The 14,671-nt window shown below is 62.4% G+C and carries 16 protein-coding genes and 1 pseudogene; 10 read left to right on the top strand and 7 right to left on the bottom strand.

The window, feature by feature from the left end; translation table 11 throughout:
• Positions 1 to 26: 26 nt before the first annotated feature.
• Positions 27 to 1,079 (bottom strand): DUF1176 domain-containing protein, encoded by a 1,053-nt coding sequence (locus tag EJ079_RS26980; RefSeq protein ID WP_127810632.1) that lies wholly within the window; start codon positions 1,077 to 1,079, stop codon positions 27 to 29.
• A gap of 137 nt (positions 1,080 to 1,216) precedes the next feature.
• On the opposite strand from EJ079_RS26980, the gene EJ079_RS26975 reads away from it, so the two are divergent.
• Positions 1,217 to 1,723, top strand: coding sequence for a DUF1993 family protein (locus EJ079_RS26975; protein ID WP_127396334.1), 507 nt, complete (start codon positions 1,217 to 1,219; stop codon positions 1,721 to 1,723).
• Between the two features lie 55 nt (positions 1,724 to 1,778).
• On the opposite strand, the gene EJ079_RS26970 is transcribed toward EJ079_RS26975, so the two are convergent.
• The gene (locus EJ079_RS26970) at positions 1,779 to 1,943 is read right to left on the bottom strand and encodes a hypothetical protein (RefSeq protein ID WP_127810631.1); all 165 of its coding nucleotides are present in this window, start codon (positions 1,941 to 1,943) and stop codon (positions 1,779 to 1,781) included.
• Positions 1,944 to 2,356: 413 nt separating this feature from the next.
• Here EJ079_RS26970 and EJ079_RS26965 point away from each other — a divergent pair, with 413 nt between their 5' ends.
• The 3 genes from EJ079_RS26965 (at position 2,357) to EJ079_RS26955 (ending at position 5,312) form a co-directional block, all read left to right on the top strand.
• A complete protein-coding gene (locus EJ079_RS26965) occupies positions 2,357 to 2,812 on the top strand; it encodes a hypothetical protein (protein WP_127321613.1) in 456 nt (151 codons plus the stop codon).
• Positions 2,813 to 2,927: 115 nt separating this feature from the next.
• A complete protein-coding gene (locus EJ079_RS26960) occupies positions 2,928 to 3,995 on the top strand; it encodes an aldo/keto reductase (protein WP_127810630.1) in 1,068 nt (355 codons plus the stop codon).
• A gap of 51 nt (positions 3,996 to 4,046) precedes the next feature.
• A complete protein-coding gene (locus EJ079_RS26955) occupies positions 4,047 to 5,312 on the top strand; it encodes a cysteine desulfurase-like protein (RefSeq protein WP_127810629.1) in 1,266 nt (421 codons plus the stop codon).
• Between the two features lie 15 nt (positions 5,313 to 5,327).
• Here the strand turns inward: EJ079_RS26955 and EJ079_RS26950 are convergent, their stop codons facing one another.
• The 5 genes from EJ079_RS26950 to EJ079_RS26930 are packed head-to-tail and all read right to left on the bottom strand — an operon-like array spanning position 5,328 to position 10,845.
• Positions 5,328 to 6,356 (bottom strand): histone deacetylase family protein, encoded by a 1,029-nt coding sequence (locus EJ079_RS26950; RefSeq protein ID WP_127810628.1) that lies wholly within the window; start codon positions 6,354 to 6,356, stop codon positions 5,328 to 5,330.
• Positions 6,353 to 6,868: a GNAT family N-acetyltransferase gene (locus EJ079_RS26945; protein WP_127811405.1), complete on the bottom strand. Its 516-nt coding sequence runs from the start codon at positions 6,866 to 6,868 to the stop codon at positions 6,353 to 6,355. The genes EJ079_RS26950 and EJ079_RS26945 overlap by 4 nt, the downstream gene beginning before the upstream one ends.
• A gap of 12 nt (positions 6,869 to 6,880) precedes the next feature.
• A complete protein-coding gene (locus EJ079_RS26940; protein ID WP_127810627.1) occupies positions 6,881 to 7,810 on the bottom strand; it encodes a 3-keto-5-aminohexanoate cleavage protein in 930 nt (309 codons plus the stop codon).
• 10 nt (positions 7,811 to 7,820) lie between these two features.
• The gene (locus tag EJ079_RS26935; protein ID WP_127810626.1) at positions 7,821 to 9,200 is read right to left on the bottom strand and encodes an aspartate aminotransferase family protein; all 1,380 of its coding nucleotides are present in this window, start codon (positions 9,198 to 9,200) and stop codon (positions 7,821 to 7,823) included.
• Position 9,201: 1 nt separating this feature from the next.
• A complete protein-coding gene (locus EJ079_RS26930) occupies positions 9,202 to 10,845 on the bottom strand; it encodes a N,N-dimethylformamidase beta subunit family domain-containing protein (protein ID WP_127810625.1) in 1,644 nt (547 codons plus the stop codon).
• Positions 10,846 to 11,000: 155 nt separating this feature from the next.
• Here EJ079_RS26930 and EJ079_RS26925 point away from each other — a divergent pair, with 155 nt between their 5' ends.
• The 6 genes and pseudogenes from EJ079_RS26925 to EJ079_RS26900 all read left to right on the top strand — a co-directional run bounded on the left by EJ079_RS26925 (position 11,001) and on the right by EJ079_RS26900 (position 14,599).
• Positions 11,001 to 11,249, top strand: coding sequence for a ParB N-terminal domain-containing protein (locus EJ079_RS26925; RefSeq protein WP_127269873.1), 249 nt, complete (start codon positions 11,001 to 11,003; stop codon positions 11,247 to 11,249).
• A gap of 213 nt (positions 11,250 to 11,462) precedes the next feature.
• The gene (locus tag EJ079_RS26920) at positions 11,463 to 11,948 is read left to right on the top strand and encodes an SRPBCC family protein (RefSeq protein WP_127269871.1); all 486 of its coding nucleotides are present in this window, start codon (positions 11,463 to 11,465) and stop codon (positions 11,946 to 11,948) included.
• A gap of 43 nt (positions 11,949 to 11,991) precedes the next feature.
• Positions 11,992 to 12,948: an alpha/beta hydrolase gene (locus EJ079_RS26915; protein ID WP_127810624.1), complete on the top strand. Its 957-nt coding sequence runs from the start codon at positions 11,992 to 11,994 to the stop codon at positions 12,946 to 12,948.
• A gap of 90 nt (positions 12,949 to 13,038) precedes the next feature.
• A pseudogene (locus tag EJ079_RS26910) lies at positions 13,039 to 13,155 on the top strand (GFA family protein); the annotation flags it as partial.
• Between the two features lie 185 nt (positions 13,156 to 13,340).
• The gene (locus tag EJ079_RS26905) at positions 13,341 to 13,538 is read left to right on the top strand and encodes a hypothetical protein (RefSeq protein ID WP_013532087.1); all 198 of its coding nucleotides are present in this window, start codon (positions 13,341 to 13,343) and stop codon (positions 13,536 to 13,538) included.
• 188 nt (positions 13,539 to 13,726) lie between these two features.
• Positions 13,727 to 14,599, top strand: a complete 873-nt coding sequence (locus tag EJ079_RS26900; protein WP_127269867.1) for an undecaprenyl-diphosphate phosphatase — start codon at positions 13,727 to 13,729, stop codon at positions 14,597 to 14,599.
• Positions 14,600 to 14,671 lie beyond the last annotated feature (72 nt).

The raw sequence follows: 14,671 nt of genomic DNA, 5'->3' as shown, positions 1-14,671 counted from the left end.
ACGCAGCCTGCAAGCTCGTGTGATGCTCAGGGCGCGGTGTTGTAGTCGACAACCGTCTCCGGATTTTGCTCGCCGTCATAGGACGCATCGACGTCATACTGGACCAGCGAAAAATTGCCGTTGCGGAACAGATACGTCCCTGCGTCGGACGCATCGCCGATGCCGCGCCACTTGTTGAATGTTGTGATCGTGTGGGCAGCCTCGTCATAATCGGAATTGACCGCCCAGCCGGACGTCTGGAAACCGACGATACTCATGCCCAGCAATTTGCCGTTGCTGTCATTGTTCTCGTAGCGGATGTCCATCTTGGGCTCGGCGAACTGCAATTGCTGCACGCCCGATAGCTCGTCGGTCATATAGTAGACCGAGCTTTCATTGTAGGCGGCGGCCGAGCAGGAAAAATGGAACAGCCGCGTCTCCTTGTCGGGATCGCCGGGCTGCGCATCCTTGTCCTTGTATTTAATCGAAAAAACGGTCGGCTCATTGGCAAGGAACTGCTTGTCGCACTGGTCGCCATAGGTTGCCAGAAAGGCCTTCTTGGCCTGCTCCAGTGCGGTGTCTTTCTTTGGCGGTGGCGGGCCATCGCCGCAGCTTGGCGGCAGCGCCTCCTCGAAATCGGTAGTGGAGGGCTTCAGTGCCCCTTTCTCGATGTGGATCGGATCGAAGGGTGGCTCCACCTGGGTCTGGGCATTCACCTGGCGCAGCGTATAGCACCCGGCAAAGACCTTTTCGCCGCCAGCCTTGTCCGTCGCGCGGATGGCGACGGGGACGTTGTAGAAAATGCTGCCAGCCGCGCCTTCGTCGGAAACCGTCCCGGTCTGGACTTCGACCTTGTCCGTCCCATCATAGCCCTTGACGAAACTATCGAAATCCTTTGCCGGCTTTGTATCGCCGAAATACCCCCATGCGCGGGCGAATTCGTGCCGGCTGATGGCGCTATACAGCGAACGGACAACCGCGTCGGCGCTCGACCGATCGTCGATATAGGGTGCTTCGGGGGCATCGTCGGCAGCCAATACCGTCTGGCCGATCGGTGCCAGGGAGAGAAAGGCAGTCGCTGCGAAAAGGGCGCGTCTCATCGGGAACCTCCGCTCGATAGAGGATTCTACGACGGCGATTGCGGCAACGTGGTGACGCAGGCTCGACGGACTTGAAGAATCGCGCGCGAAGGCGCTACGTCGCGTCCGCCGGCGTTCGGCCGGACAGGAGATTTGACGTGACGATATCGATGTATGAGGCGTCCGTGCCGGTGTTTTCGGCCAGGCTGAAAGCGCTTTCCGATGTGCTGGCGACCGCCGAACAGAATGCGCTTGACCGCAAGATCGACCCGCAGGTGTTTCTGACGGCGCGGCTCGCGCCAGACATGTTCGCCTTGACCAGGCAGGTGCAGATCGCCACCGATCATGCCAAGGGCGCGCCGTCACGGCTCGCCGGCCGCGAAGTGCCGAAATATGAGGACAACGAGGCGAGTTTTGCCGATGTCCAGGCTCGCATCACGAAGACGCTCGACCTTCTGGCGACTTTTTCGGCTGCCGAGTTCGACGGCTCCGACGACAAGATCATCGAGCTGAAGCTTGGCGGACGGGAAAGTTCGATGCCCGGCCTGCAGTATCTGCTGCATGTGGCCATGCCCAACTTCTATTTCCACCTCACCACGGCCTACGACATTCTTCGCCACAATGGCGTGCCGTTGGGCAAGGCGACGTTCCTGGGATCGCGCTAGGGAATTGAGTTTTTTGGAGATGTCCCGGATCGATCCGGGACATCTCCGGAAGTACCTAGCGAACGGACATTTCGCGGGCGATGCGGGGGAAGTCGGCCGGCTTGATACCGATGTCGGCACGGTCGGCATTGCTCATCGAATGAAGCAGCGCGAGCGCCGAGCGGTATCTCAGATGCTCCTGCGGCCGCGGCCGGGCGGACATTTCAGTGAAGAAACCCATGATTCAAGCCCCAAATTGGTCCTCCACGCCAGCCAATATAGGTGAATCGTGACAATTGTGCAGTGCAGCATTTGCATACCTGCCATGTCTTGGCGAATTTTTGTCTTGGCGAATTTTTTCGCCATTTTCTGCAACCCGGCGAAACTTTTGGCCGGTGCGTATCGTAGCCTCGAATGCTGGCTACATGGCCGGTTTTTCCTCGCCACTCCTGGCGAATTCCGGACTGCGTGAAAATGCAGTCCGGCTTTTGTTTTTGGGATTGCGGTGGGTGAAGCGGTAGACGAGGCGAAGGCTAAATTCGTTAAGATCGGTGCCATGCATTTTTAACGAGCCGGTTCTATGCTTTGATACCCGAATGGTCGGGCGAGGGGGAGGCTGACATCGCTACTGGCGCCAAGCGGGATTTCGCTTCGTTGCTCGACGACCTCTTCATCGCCCCCGACAAGAATGGCGAGGGCGAAGAGGCCGGCGCTCGTCCATCCATCCCGTTTGACTATCTTTCGGTGGCCGATGAACTCCATTCCGGCCGCATCAAGGTTTCCGCTGCCGAATATCGCGAGGCGGGCGCGGATCTGGCGACGGAATTCGCCGCCTTGCTCGATCATGCCAAGCTGGCTCTCGCCGGCGAAGAGCCAAAGCCCGAGGAAAAGCTGCCGCCGATCGATCCCGAAGCCATCGCCGTCGAACTTGGCCTCGATCAGCCCAAGCAAATCGCCGACTTCAGCCGCATGCGCCGCCGCTTTGCCTTTGCCAACCATCCCGACCGTGTCGCCCCGCATTTGCGCCAGCGCGCCATGATCCGAATGCAAGTGGCCAACATGCTGATCGACGAGGCCAAGCGCCGTGCACTAGCCGGTGCTCGCCGCTAACCCGGCTGGTTCACGCAAAAGTCGGTCTGGCGAGGCTTGGAGAGCGGCTCTGCTTTGCCTATAGATGCGGCTTCCTCCGCGCAGTCGCGCCAGCCTTCCTCCGGAGCCGAATTTCATGCACAAACGCCGTCTCGGTCGGACCGATCTTCTTGTGACCCAGATCTGCCTGGGCTCCATGACCTGGGGCCAGCAGAACACCGAGGCCGAAGGCCACGCCCAGATGGACCTGGCTTTCTCGCGTGGCGTCAATTTCATCGACACCGCTGAGCTCTATCCGATCCCGCCCAAGGCGGAGACGCAGGGACGGACCGAAAGGATCATCGGCAGCTGGATGAAGGCCAAGGGCAACCGCGACAAGGTGATCCTGGCCTCGAAGGTCGTCGGCCGCACGGCCAACGCATGGTTTCGCGGCGACAGGCCGTCGCAACTGGTGCGCGCCGATATCTTTGACGCCATCGACAAGTCGCTGGCCAAGCTCGGCACCGACTATATCGACCTCTATCAGATCCACTGGCCGGAGCGGGATATCCCCTGGGGTGCCAATCCGACGCGCGTCGGCGCCGTGTCGCCGCGCGCCGATTCCGTCGGCGCACCGGCCGACGAAACACCGATCGCCGAGACGCTTGGCGTCTTCGACGAACTGGTGAAGGCTGGAAAGATCCGCCATTTCGGGCTGTCGAACGAGAGTTCCTGGGGCGTGATGCGGTTCCTTGCCGAAGCCGACAAGGGCATCGGCCCGCGCGTCGCGTCGATCCAGAACGCTTACAATCTCGTCAACCGCACTTTCGAGGTAAACCTCGCCGAGGTCTGTGAGCGCGAGCAAGTGTCGTTGCTGCCCTATTCGCCGCTGGCCCAGGGCTATCTCACCGGCAAATACGACCATGGCGCGCGACCGCAGGGGTCCCGCTCGCAGCTGTTCAATCGCGGCCAGCGCTACGAGACGCCAGGTGCCGCTGAAGCGCAACTTGAGTACAATGAGCTGGCGCGCTCCTTTGGCCTGGAGCCGGCACTGTTTGCCAATGCCTATGTCTCGAGCCGGCCGTTCGTAGCCTCCAACATCGTCGGCGCAACGACGCTTTCGCAGCTCGACATGGCGCTGTCTTCCGTCGACGTCACCTGGACCGAAGAAATGCAGAAGGCGGTGGACGCGATCCACCAGCGGGTCGGCAATCCCTGTCCTTGAACAGGTCGTCAGTCTCCGAATACTGAATGAGCACAATGGGAGCGGGCAGCAATGAATTTTCCAGTCGAGGCAGTGCGTGAAAAATTTCCGGCTCTCTTCCTGACCGACAAGGGCCGCCGCCGCATCTATCTCGATAACCCTGCCGGCACGCAGGTGCCACAGGCGGTCGCGGACGCCGTGTCGCGCTGCCTTTTGACCACCAATGCCAACCTTGGCGGCTATTTCGAAACGACGCTTGCCGCACAGCAGGTCGTTGATGAAGCGCACCAGGCCATGGCCGATTTCCTTGGCTCGGCGAGCCCTGAGGAAATCATCATCGGCGCCAACATGACGACGCTGACCTATCACATGTCGCGCACGCTCGGCCGCACGATGCAGCCCGGCGACGAGATCATCCTCACCCGCATGGACCATGAGGGCAATGTGTCGCCCTGGCTGCAGCTGGCCGAGGATCTCGGGCTCGTCGTGCGCTGGCTGCCGTTCGACGAAAAGAGCTGGCAGGTCGAAGAGGCGACGCTGGCTGGTCTGCTTTCCGAGAAGACACGGCTGGTCGCGTTGAACTACGCCAGCAATTTGACCGGCTCGATCAACCGGGTGAAGGCGCTGACCGCCATAGCCAGGAATGCCGGGGCCCTTGTCTATGTCGACGCCGTCCAGTTCGCGCCGCATGGCCTGATCGACGTGCAGGAACTCGGCTGCGATTTCCTGATCTGTTCGGCCTACAAATTCTTCGGCCCCCATATGGGCATATTGTGGGGCCGGCGCGACGTCATCGACGACCTGCAGCCCTACAAATGCCGCTGCTCGTCCAACGGCTTGCCGGAGCGGTTCGAACTCGGCACGCCGCAGATCGAGCTGATGGCCGGCCTCACGGCCGCGGTCGATTACTTTGCCGACCTTGGCGCGGCGGCGGGCGAGGGCGGTTCAAGAAGGCAGAAGATTGCCAAGGCGTTTGCGGTTTCGATCGCCTATGAAAACCCGCTGGCGCAACAGCTGATCGATGGCCTGTCCGATATCGAGGGCCTGACCATCCGGGGCATTACCGATCCGAAGCGGCTCGGCGAGCGCGTGCCGACGGTTTCCTTCACCGTCGATGGCATCGTGCCCGAAACGATCGTGCGGCAGATGAATGCCGAAAACATCTTCCTGTGGTCCGGCCATAACTACGCCTGGGAGATCGTCCACCAGCTCGGCATTCCAGCCGAGCATGGCGTCGTGCGTATCGGCATCGCCCACTACAACACTGCAGCCGAAATCGACGAGACGCTGGAGAGCGTACACCGTGTGATCGCCATGCTCAGGCAGCAGCGCTCCTGACGCTGGCTTGAGCATTCACCGCGTCTTGCCGCCGAAGCCGGTGAGGAACGCAGTCAGATTGTCGCCGAGTTCGTCGCAGAGATAGCCGCCTTCCTGGACGATGACCGTCGGCAGATCGAGCTTGGCGATAGCCTCGCCGATGCGCGAGAAGCCAGGCGTCGTCACCGAAAGTCCGCCGAACGGATCGCCCTCGAACGCGTCGAGGCCGAGCGCAACGACCAGCGCGTCCGGCGAAAAGGCCCGGATGCGCTGGAACGCCACCTCGAGCGCCTCGAGAAACGCCGCGTCGGCGGATTTGCGCGGCAGCGGCAGGTTGAAATTGTAGCCGAGGCCGGGCCCTTCGCCGCGCTCGTCGGCATGACCCCAGAAGAACGGATAGAAGCGCACCGGATCGGCATGCAGCGAGACGGTCAGCACATCCGGCCGTGCGTAGAAGATGCCTTGCGTGCCGTTGCCGTGATGCAGGTCGACATCGAGGATCGCCACCCGTGCGGCCTGCTTACGCAGAACCTGCGCCGCGACGGCCGAGTTGTTGATGAAACAGAAGCCGCCGGCGACATCGGCAAAGGCGTGGTGGCCGGGCGGGCGGCATAGCGCATAGGCGGCCGGCGCGCCTGACATCACCGCCTCGGCCGCGTCGACCGCGCTCCAGGCGCTCCACAGCGCGCTTTGCCAAGTCTCGCCCGAGATCGGGCAAGCAGTATCGGCCATGTGGTAGCCGGCCTGGCCGACTGCCGAGGCCGGGTAGGAGCCGTTGCGCGCGATCGGATGGATGTTGGGGATCACTTCGGCCGAAGCGCCCTCGATGCGCTGCCAGCGCGTGTAGATATGCTCGAGGAAATCAAGGTATTCGGGCGTATGCACAGCCGCGACCGGGCCGAGCCCATGATCCCGAGGCCGCTCGATCGTGCAGCCAGCATATTTTGCGCCGGCTAACAATCTCTCCACGCGCTCCGGCTTTTCCGGATTGGGCTGTGCCGCACCGCTTGACAGAAAGGCCTTGGGGTCGTGACGCTTCTGTTCCTCGGCATAGAAGGCTTTCATTCCGGATTCTCGTTTTGGGGCGCATCGGCGAAGGCAAAGAACGCCTCGCCGATGATTTTTTGGGTCTGCTCATAGCTCGACCAGGCGATGCCCAGCCTTTCATAGAAGGTCTTGGCACCTTCATTGTCGGTGTCGACCGACAGTCGGAGATAAACGCCGCCTTCGTTCCGGCACTGCGCCGCAACGTGCCGCAGCAGCCGCTCGCCGATCTTGCGGCCGCGAAAACGATCCTCGACATAGAGGTCCTGCACATAGACTCCAGGCCGCCCCATCCAGGTTGAAAAGATCGGAAAATGCAGGCAAAGCCCGGCAAATTCCCCGCCGACTTCGGCGATCAGGGTCGAAAAGGCGGGTTTTTCGCCAAAGCCGTACATTCTGAGATCGTCGGGTGTGGAGATGATTTCCTCCGGCGCACCGATATGCGTGCCGAGCTTCAGGATCGCCGCGTGGATGGTTTCGACGTCTTCGATCCGGCCGGGGCGTAAGAGGACGTCATTGGATGTTGGATTGATCACGGTCGTCTCTCAAAACGCCACCCGGTCGCCGCCCTTGAGCGCCAGCATGTCGCGTGCTTCGGTTGGCGTTGCAACCTCCAGCGACAGCCCGTCGAGAATGCCACGGATGCGGCGCACCTGATCGGCATTGGATTTCGCCAGCTGGCGGCCGTCATAGAGACTGTCCTCCAGCCCGACACGGACATTGCCGCCCATGGCCGCCGCGATCGAGATCAGCGGCATCTGCTGACGGCCGGCGGCCAGCACGGAGAACTGGTAGCTGTCGCCGAACAATTTGTCGGCGATCCGCTTCATATGGACGAGATTGTCGGGATCGGCGCCGATGCCGCCCAGAATGCCCAGCACGAACTGGATGAACAATGGGCCAGACACCAGCCCTCGGTCGCGGAAATGCGCCAGCGAGTAGAGATGGCCAACATCGTAGCATTCGAATTCGAAGCGCGTGCCGCAGCCCTTGCCCAGCCTCTCCAGCACGCCCTCCATATCGGCAAACGTGTTCTTGAAGATGGTGTCGCGCGTCGCTTCGAGCAGCTTCGGCTCCCATTCGTGCTGCCATTCCCTCGGCCTGTCGAGCATCGGGAACAGCGCGAAATTCATCGAGCCCATATTGAGCGAGCACATTTCGGGTTCGGCCCGCAAAGGGGCTGCCAGCCGCTGATCGAGCGTCATCAGCGACGAGCCACCGGTGGTGATGTTGATCACCGCATCGGTCGCCTGCTTGATGCGCGGCAAAAACTGCATGTAGACGTCCGGATCGGCGGTCGGGCGGCCATCCCTCGGGTCGCGGGCGTGCAGATGCAGGATCGAGGCCCCGGCTTCCGCAGCGGCGATCGCCTCAGTGGCAATCTGGTCCGGCGTCACCGGCAGATAGGGCGACATCGACGGCGTGTGCACCGAGCCGGTGACGGCGCAGGTGATGATGACTTTTCTAGGCGCCATCTTTGTCGCCTCAGCCTTCGACCGGCAGGTCGAGTTCGGCAGCCAGCGACTCCAGCGAGTCGCCGATGATGGAAACGATCTCGCCGACCTGTTCGCTGGTGACGATCATCGGCGGCGCGACCATGAAATTGTCGCCGTCGACGCCGCCCTTGACCCTGCGGCCATAGATGATCAGCCCGCGCTCATAGGCGAGGTCGAGCAGCCGCTGCGTGGCTTTCTTGGTCTGGTCGATCGGCCTCAGCGTCTCTGGATCAGCAACCATCTGCGCGCCGGTGAGCAGGCCCTTGCCGCGCACGTCGGCGATGAACGGAAACCGCTTCGCCAGCCCCTTCAGCTCGTCCATCAGCACGTCGCCCATGGCGGCCGCATTGGCGATCAGGCCAAGCCGGTCCATTTCACCGAGCACGGCAAGCCCGGCGGCGCAGGCCAGCGGATTGCCGGCATAGGTGTGGCCGTGCTGGAAGCCGCCGGAGTCAAGCAGCGGCTGCACCAGCCGCATCGGGGCGGCGAGCGCGCCAAGCGGCGCATAGCCCGAACCCAGCCCCTTCGACAGCGCGACGATGTCGGGCTTGCAGTTCCAGTGGTCGCCGCCGAGGAATTTGCCGGTGCGGCCGGCGCCGCTCATCACCTCGTCGTGGATGAGCAGGATGCCGTAGCGGTCGCAGATCTCGCGGATGCGCGGGTAATAGCTGTCCGGCGCGACCAGTGCCGCGGTCGCCGCACCGCCGATCGGCTCCATGATGAAAGCGACCACGCTGTCTGGACCTTCCGCAAGAATCTTCTCCTCCAGCATGTCGGCATAGCGGATGCCGCGCTGGTCCATCGAGAGGTTGTCGCGGTCGCGCCAGGCATTCGGCGCCGGCACGGTCGGCATCGCCCGCATCATCGGCTCGAACGTTTCGGCCAGCGCATCGTCGCCGGTGACCGAGAGCGAACCCAGCGTGCCGCCATGATAGGAGGGGAAGCGGGTGATCACCTTCCAGCGGCTGACCTGGCCGGTGGCGACGGCCCATTGCCGCGCCAGCTTGATGCAGGATTCGGTCGCTTCCGAGCCGCCCGAGACGAAGAAGATTCGGTCCATGCCTTCCGGCAGCTTGCCGGCCAGTTCGCGTGCCAACTCCTCGGCCGGCTCGTTCTCGAAATGCAGCCGATAGGCAAAGGTGGCGCGGTCCATCTGCCGCTTCATGGCATCCAGCACATTGCGGTTTGAATGGCCGATATTGGCAACCATCGGGCCGCTCGAGCCGTCGATGAAGCGGCGGCCATCCTGCGTCCACATATAGATGCCCTCGGCACGGTCGATCAGCGGCCGGCGCAGGCTGGACAGATAGAACAGATGCGAGTCTCGCCGGGCGTCAGTGGCTTGCGTGGCGGTCTGGACTTTCGACATGTCAGGACTTTCCGAGATAACGATCGAGGACATTTTTTGTGACGCGTTCGACCATCGGGTCCTGTCTTAGCAGGCCGGCGACCCATTCGCAGGTTCCGGCGTGGAACACCTCGCCCTTGCCGCGCGGGAAATTGACGATCATGCCGTTGCCGCGTTTGACCTTTTCCAGATTGGCGTCGCTCGCCTCGCCGAACAGCGTCTCGGCGGTGAAGCGGCCGTCTTCGTCGGTGAGAAACTGGTCCTCGATCGGGATATCGGCGCTTTCCTCGACCTGGCTCGCCATGGCGACGGCGAGAACCTGCAAGCCGTCTGGCGCGCCGCTGGTAGCGGTCGGGTAGGGCAGGCCGCCGCGTATCTCGAAGTCGAGCCCGTCGACCTCATAGCCATAGACATGGCTGTCGGCGCCCAGCAGGTCACCATAGTAGATGCCGGTGCCGGCAAAGGCCCAATGCTCGGGCCTATAGACCGGAAAACCACGCACGCCGCGCGGCGCGCAGCCGCCCCAACCGGTATAGACCCCGCGCGTCGCGTTGAGCCCGAAGGTCGCCGAACCCGGCCGGCCGATTTCCGGCGCTTCCCAGGAATTGGTGGCGCGGGTGACGTCGCCGCCTGGGAGATAGGCGGGGTCTTCGGCACGCGAGCGATATTTGTAGCAGACCTGCCGGCGGGCCTCGTCTTCCAGCCGCGTCTGCCACATGAAATTGCCGGCAAAGCGCGCCGCATGGCCGCCGCGCTCGACATAGGCGTCGACGGCGTCGCGCATTTCCCAGGTCCAGTATTCATCATGGCCGACGAAGACGGCGCAGTCGTAGCCGTCGAGAATTTCGGGCGAAAAATGGAGATCATGCTGGCTGGCGAGATCGACTTGATAGCCGGCCCGCTCGGCAAAGCGGAAGAAGTGGCTATCGTAGCTCGCCCAGCCCGACGAGGCGTACTTTTTCGAATGGCCGGTGGCGAGCGCCCATTCCATATGCGGATAACGCGGCACCGTCTTCGGCGGCACGGCGACTTCCAGCGGCACACGCGGCGCATCTTTCGGCAGCACGACGAAGCCGCGGCACCAGGGGCGTTGCGTCGACACGATGGGCGAATACTGGTTGCGGTCCGGCCCGGTGATGCCCTGGTAGTGGTTGGAGCCGCCCCAGGTGTTGTAGGCCAGCCAGGTGCCCGTCGCCGCCACCTGCAGCACACGGCCGGGTTTACGGCCCGGCTGCGGGCTGACGATGAAAATATGGTGGTATTGGATCGGCTTGCCGTCGCGCCCGTCTGCGGTCAGCGTGACCCGATAGGCTCCGGACGGCCAGTCGTTCTCGACACGGAATTCGAGCGAAGCGTCCCAGCCGCAGCCTTCAGCCGAACATTGTTCCGGACTTTCCTGCCAGCGTGCTGCGATGCCCGATTTCTCGAACACTTTGGTTTCGCTGCCGCCATCCCGGATGATTGTCATGCCGAACGTCGCAGCTGTCGAGCTGACATGCAAGGCCACAGTCTCTCCGGCGCGATAGGAAAACCGGTCGCTGTAGCACCAGATCTCGCCGCGCTCGCCATCCATCCCCGGCCATTCGTAATAATGGCCACGCACCGCGTGGCGGCGCTGCTCCGGTGTCAGTCCGAAATCGGGGAATTCGGTCGGCAGATGGGTCATGAACACCTGAAAAGGTCGAGGGCCGCCATTTCGGCGATCTGCCGGTCACGCGTCAAATAGAAACGATCGGGCCAGCATTCGTTAGCCGCACCCTTGGCCGCCTCCATCAAACGGACTATCTCAGGGGAGGCGGCGTTTCCGCCACGGGGGTCGGAATGCTCAGAGTGCAAAAGGTCAAGGTCGACGAGATCTACGTGCCGACGGCGCGCAAGAAGACGCTGCATCCCGAGACCGTCCGCCATCTGGCCGAGGACATCCTGGAAAACGGCATGAAGACGCCGATCCAGGTCCGCCATGACGGCAAGCGCCACATCCTCGTCGAAGGCCTGCACCGGCTGGAGGCGGCAAGGTGGCTCGGCGAGACCGAGATCGAGGCTTATCTGGTGCAAGCCAAACGCCACTGACACGTCCGGTTTCTCGGCGCAGAGGTTTTTATCGCTTCGTCATCCTCGGGTCTGCGCTGCGTCGCTGCGCTCCTGCTTCGCCCATTGATGACGAAGGTGGGTGACGTCTCGGCCCATCGAGACGGTGTCGACATTTTCTTTGCGGGCGATGTCGGTTTGCGGTTCATCGGCTCGTCCTTGGGACGGAAGCCAGATCAAACGCAGGATGCCATCATGACCATCAAGCTCGACATCGCCCCCACCAACGACCGTGAACTGGTTCTCGCCCGCATCATCGATGCACCGCGCGAAAACGTCTATCGCTGCTGGACTGACCCGAAACTGATTACGCGCTGGTTCTCGCCAAAGCCGTGGACGACGCCTCGCGCCGAGATGGATGTGCGCACCGGCGGCTCGAGCCTTGTCGTCATGGCTAGCCCGGACGGCAACGAATTCCCCAACCCGGGAGTCTTCCTCGAAGTCGTTCCCGGCAGGAAGATCGTCCTCACCGACGCCTACACAGAGGCTTGGCAGCCTTCGGAAAAGCCGTTCATGACCGTCGCGCTGACCTTCGAGGACGAGGGCAATGGCAAGACCCGCTACATCGCTCGGGTCAGGCACTGGAGCGTCGCCGACCGCGAACAGCATGAGAAGATGGGTTTCCACGAGGGTTGGGGACAGTGCGCCGACCAGCTCGAAGAACTCGCCAAAACGCTTTGATCCGCATGACGCTCTGATACCGGCATGACGAGAGGAGATCGATATGTCCAAAACCCTGTTTTTCGCCATTCTTGCTTCGGTTGCAGCGCTCGTTGGCTGCCCAGGCACCACCAATGCGGAGGAGACAAAACCCGCCATGACGACTGAGACGAACGCACTGCCGAAGCCGGAAAAGTCCGGCCTGCTGCCGATCAACGGCCTGAATTATTATTATGCCATCTATGGTAAGGGCGAGCCGCTGCTTCTGCTGCATGGCGGTCTCGGCACCACGGATATGTTCGCGCCGATCCTGCCGAAACTTGCCGAAAACCGCACCGTCATCGGCGTCGACCTGCAGGGTCACGGTCGCACCGCGCTGGGCGACCGCCCATTCACCGTGGAGGCGATGGGCGACGACATGGCCGCCATCGTCAAGGCGCTCGGTTACGATCAGGTCGATGTCATGGGCTATTCGCTGGGCGGCGGCGTCGCCTTCCGCATGGCCGTCCAGAATCCCGAAGCGGTGCGCCGCCTCGTCCTGGTATCGACCGGCTACGCCACGGACGGCTTCTATGACGAGATGCGTCCCCAGCAGGCACAGGTGAGCGCGGCCGCGGCTGAGTTCATGAAGGAGACGCCGATGTACAAATCCTACGTCGCCGTGGCGCCGCATCCTGAGGAGTTCCCGAAGCTCCTCGATGCGCTGGGCGGCTTCATGCGTCAGAACCGCGACTACGCGGCCGACGTCGCCAAGCTGAAGATGCCGGTCATGCTGGTCTATGGCGACAGCGATATGTACAAGCCCGAACACGAGATCAAGTTCTATCAGATGCTCGGCGGCGGGCTGAAGGATGCCGGCTGGATGCGCGAGAACCTGTCGCAAAACCGCCTGGCGATCCTGCCCAACCGCACCCACTACGACACTTTCTTCGCCCCCGAACTGACGGCCGCCGCGCTGCCGTTCCTCAACGGCCAGACCAAGGTCAAAACCTGGGACGAGGTCGTCGGCGAAACGGAGTGAACGCCAAGGCCGCCGGCTGTTAGCGGGCAGCCGCTTTCCGTGGCTGCCATGACGGCTTTCGGCGTCATGGCTTCACCCCCACTCGCATGGCTCGACGATCCCACGGTTTTCAAGCCGCAAATGCATATTTTCACGGGCTCGAAGCAGCCCTGGGTGGTGCTCGATGACAGCCTGCCGAAATACGAAGGCGCCCCTCCGCCAGGCTGATTTTTCCCTTCTCCCCTTGTTGTGGAAGGAGTGGATCGACGCGCAGCGCCAAGGGCCAGGGGAGAGCGCAAGCATGGCCAAAATTTAATCCAAATCGACACGAGATAGCCGGCAAAGCGTCATTGGCGGGCCATCATTGTCTCCCTATTTATGGGTCGCGGGTACGGCATTCGAGGAGACGACGGATGAACGACAGCATCAGCACCCTGGACGAGCTTTTGAGCGATCCGATGGTCCTGCTTGTGATGGAGCGCGATCGTGTGCGCCCCGAACAGGTGCGCATGCTGCTCGAACGGGCTCGCCGGCCTTCGACCGATGAGCCCGAAGTGCCGCCGGCGCATGTGATCGCCAGGACATGCCAGAAACTCTGGCTCTGCCCGTAGTCGCTTTGCGATTTTCGCTGTGTATCTCAAGCCGGCTCCAAGGTGGGCCGGTTTCGAACGGCGTGCACTTCGGCACGCCAGCTTACAAATCCGTAAATTGATTATCCGGCCCATGACGATAAGGCTTGCCCAGGATTGACCGATGGTCGGTCCACGCAACTCCGATCTCTCATGCACGGAATTCGATTTTGGCCGATATCTGCACACAAGGCCTGGATACGGGCTTCGTCGGCCTGGGGTTCGCCAAGGTGGCGTTCCTCGGCGTGGTGCAAGGCATCACCGAACTGTTGCCGATTTCCTCGACCGCCCATATGCGCATCGTGCCGGCCGTGCTCGGCTGGCAGGATCCCGGCTCCGCCTTCTCCGCCGCCATGCAACTCGCGGCTCTTGCCGCGGTGGTCAGCTATTTCTGGAGTGATGTCAGGAATATCCTGTTTGGTTCTTTCAACGCTCTGGCGCGACGCGATTTCGCCGACCGGCATTTCAAGCTGGCGCTCTGGATCGTGCTGGCGACGATCCCGATCGTCATCGCCGGCGTGGCGCTGTCTGGCGTGCTCAACGCCTGCAATTCGCCGCTACGCAGCCTGACGGTGATCGGCTGGGCCTGCATCGCAATGGCGATCCTGCTGGCGCTGGCCGAGATCTTTGCTCGTCACCGGCGCAGCATGGGGGGCGCGTCGCTGACCGATGCGCTGCTCGTCGGTGTTGCCCAGATCGGCGCGCTTGTTCCCGGCGTGTCGCGCTCGGGCTCGACCCTGACGGCGGCATTGGGGCTCGGCTTCAAGCGGGCCGAGGCGGCGCGCTTCTCATTCCTGCTCGGGCTGCCTGCCATCGCGCTCGCCGGCCTCAAGGAACTCTGGGAACTGCACAAGGTCCATCTCGACGCCCATGGCTGGTCGGTGCTTGCTGTCGGGCTGGTCGTTGCGTCGATCTCCGCCTTCTTCGCCATATGGGGGCTGATGCACGTGCTGGAGCGTTTCTCGGCTTGGCCGTTCGTCATCTATCGCGGCCTGCTCGGCATCGTCTTGTTGTTGAGCGTCGCCATGGGATGGCTTGCCTAAGTCCAGAGCCTTTCACAGTCTCGCTTGAAACAGGTTATATCCGTACCGGACCACGAACTTCGATTCCGGTAA

Source organism: Mesorhizobium sp. M7A.F.Ce.TU.012.03.2.1, from assembly GCF_004006095.1.
Classification (GTDB): Bacteria; Pseudomonadota; Alphaproteobacteria; order Rhizobiales; family Rhizobiaceae; genus Mesorhizobium.
This window is presented reverse-complemented; position numbering and strand designations above follow the sequence as displayed.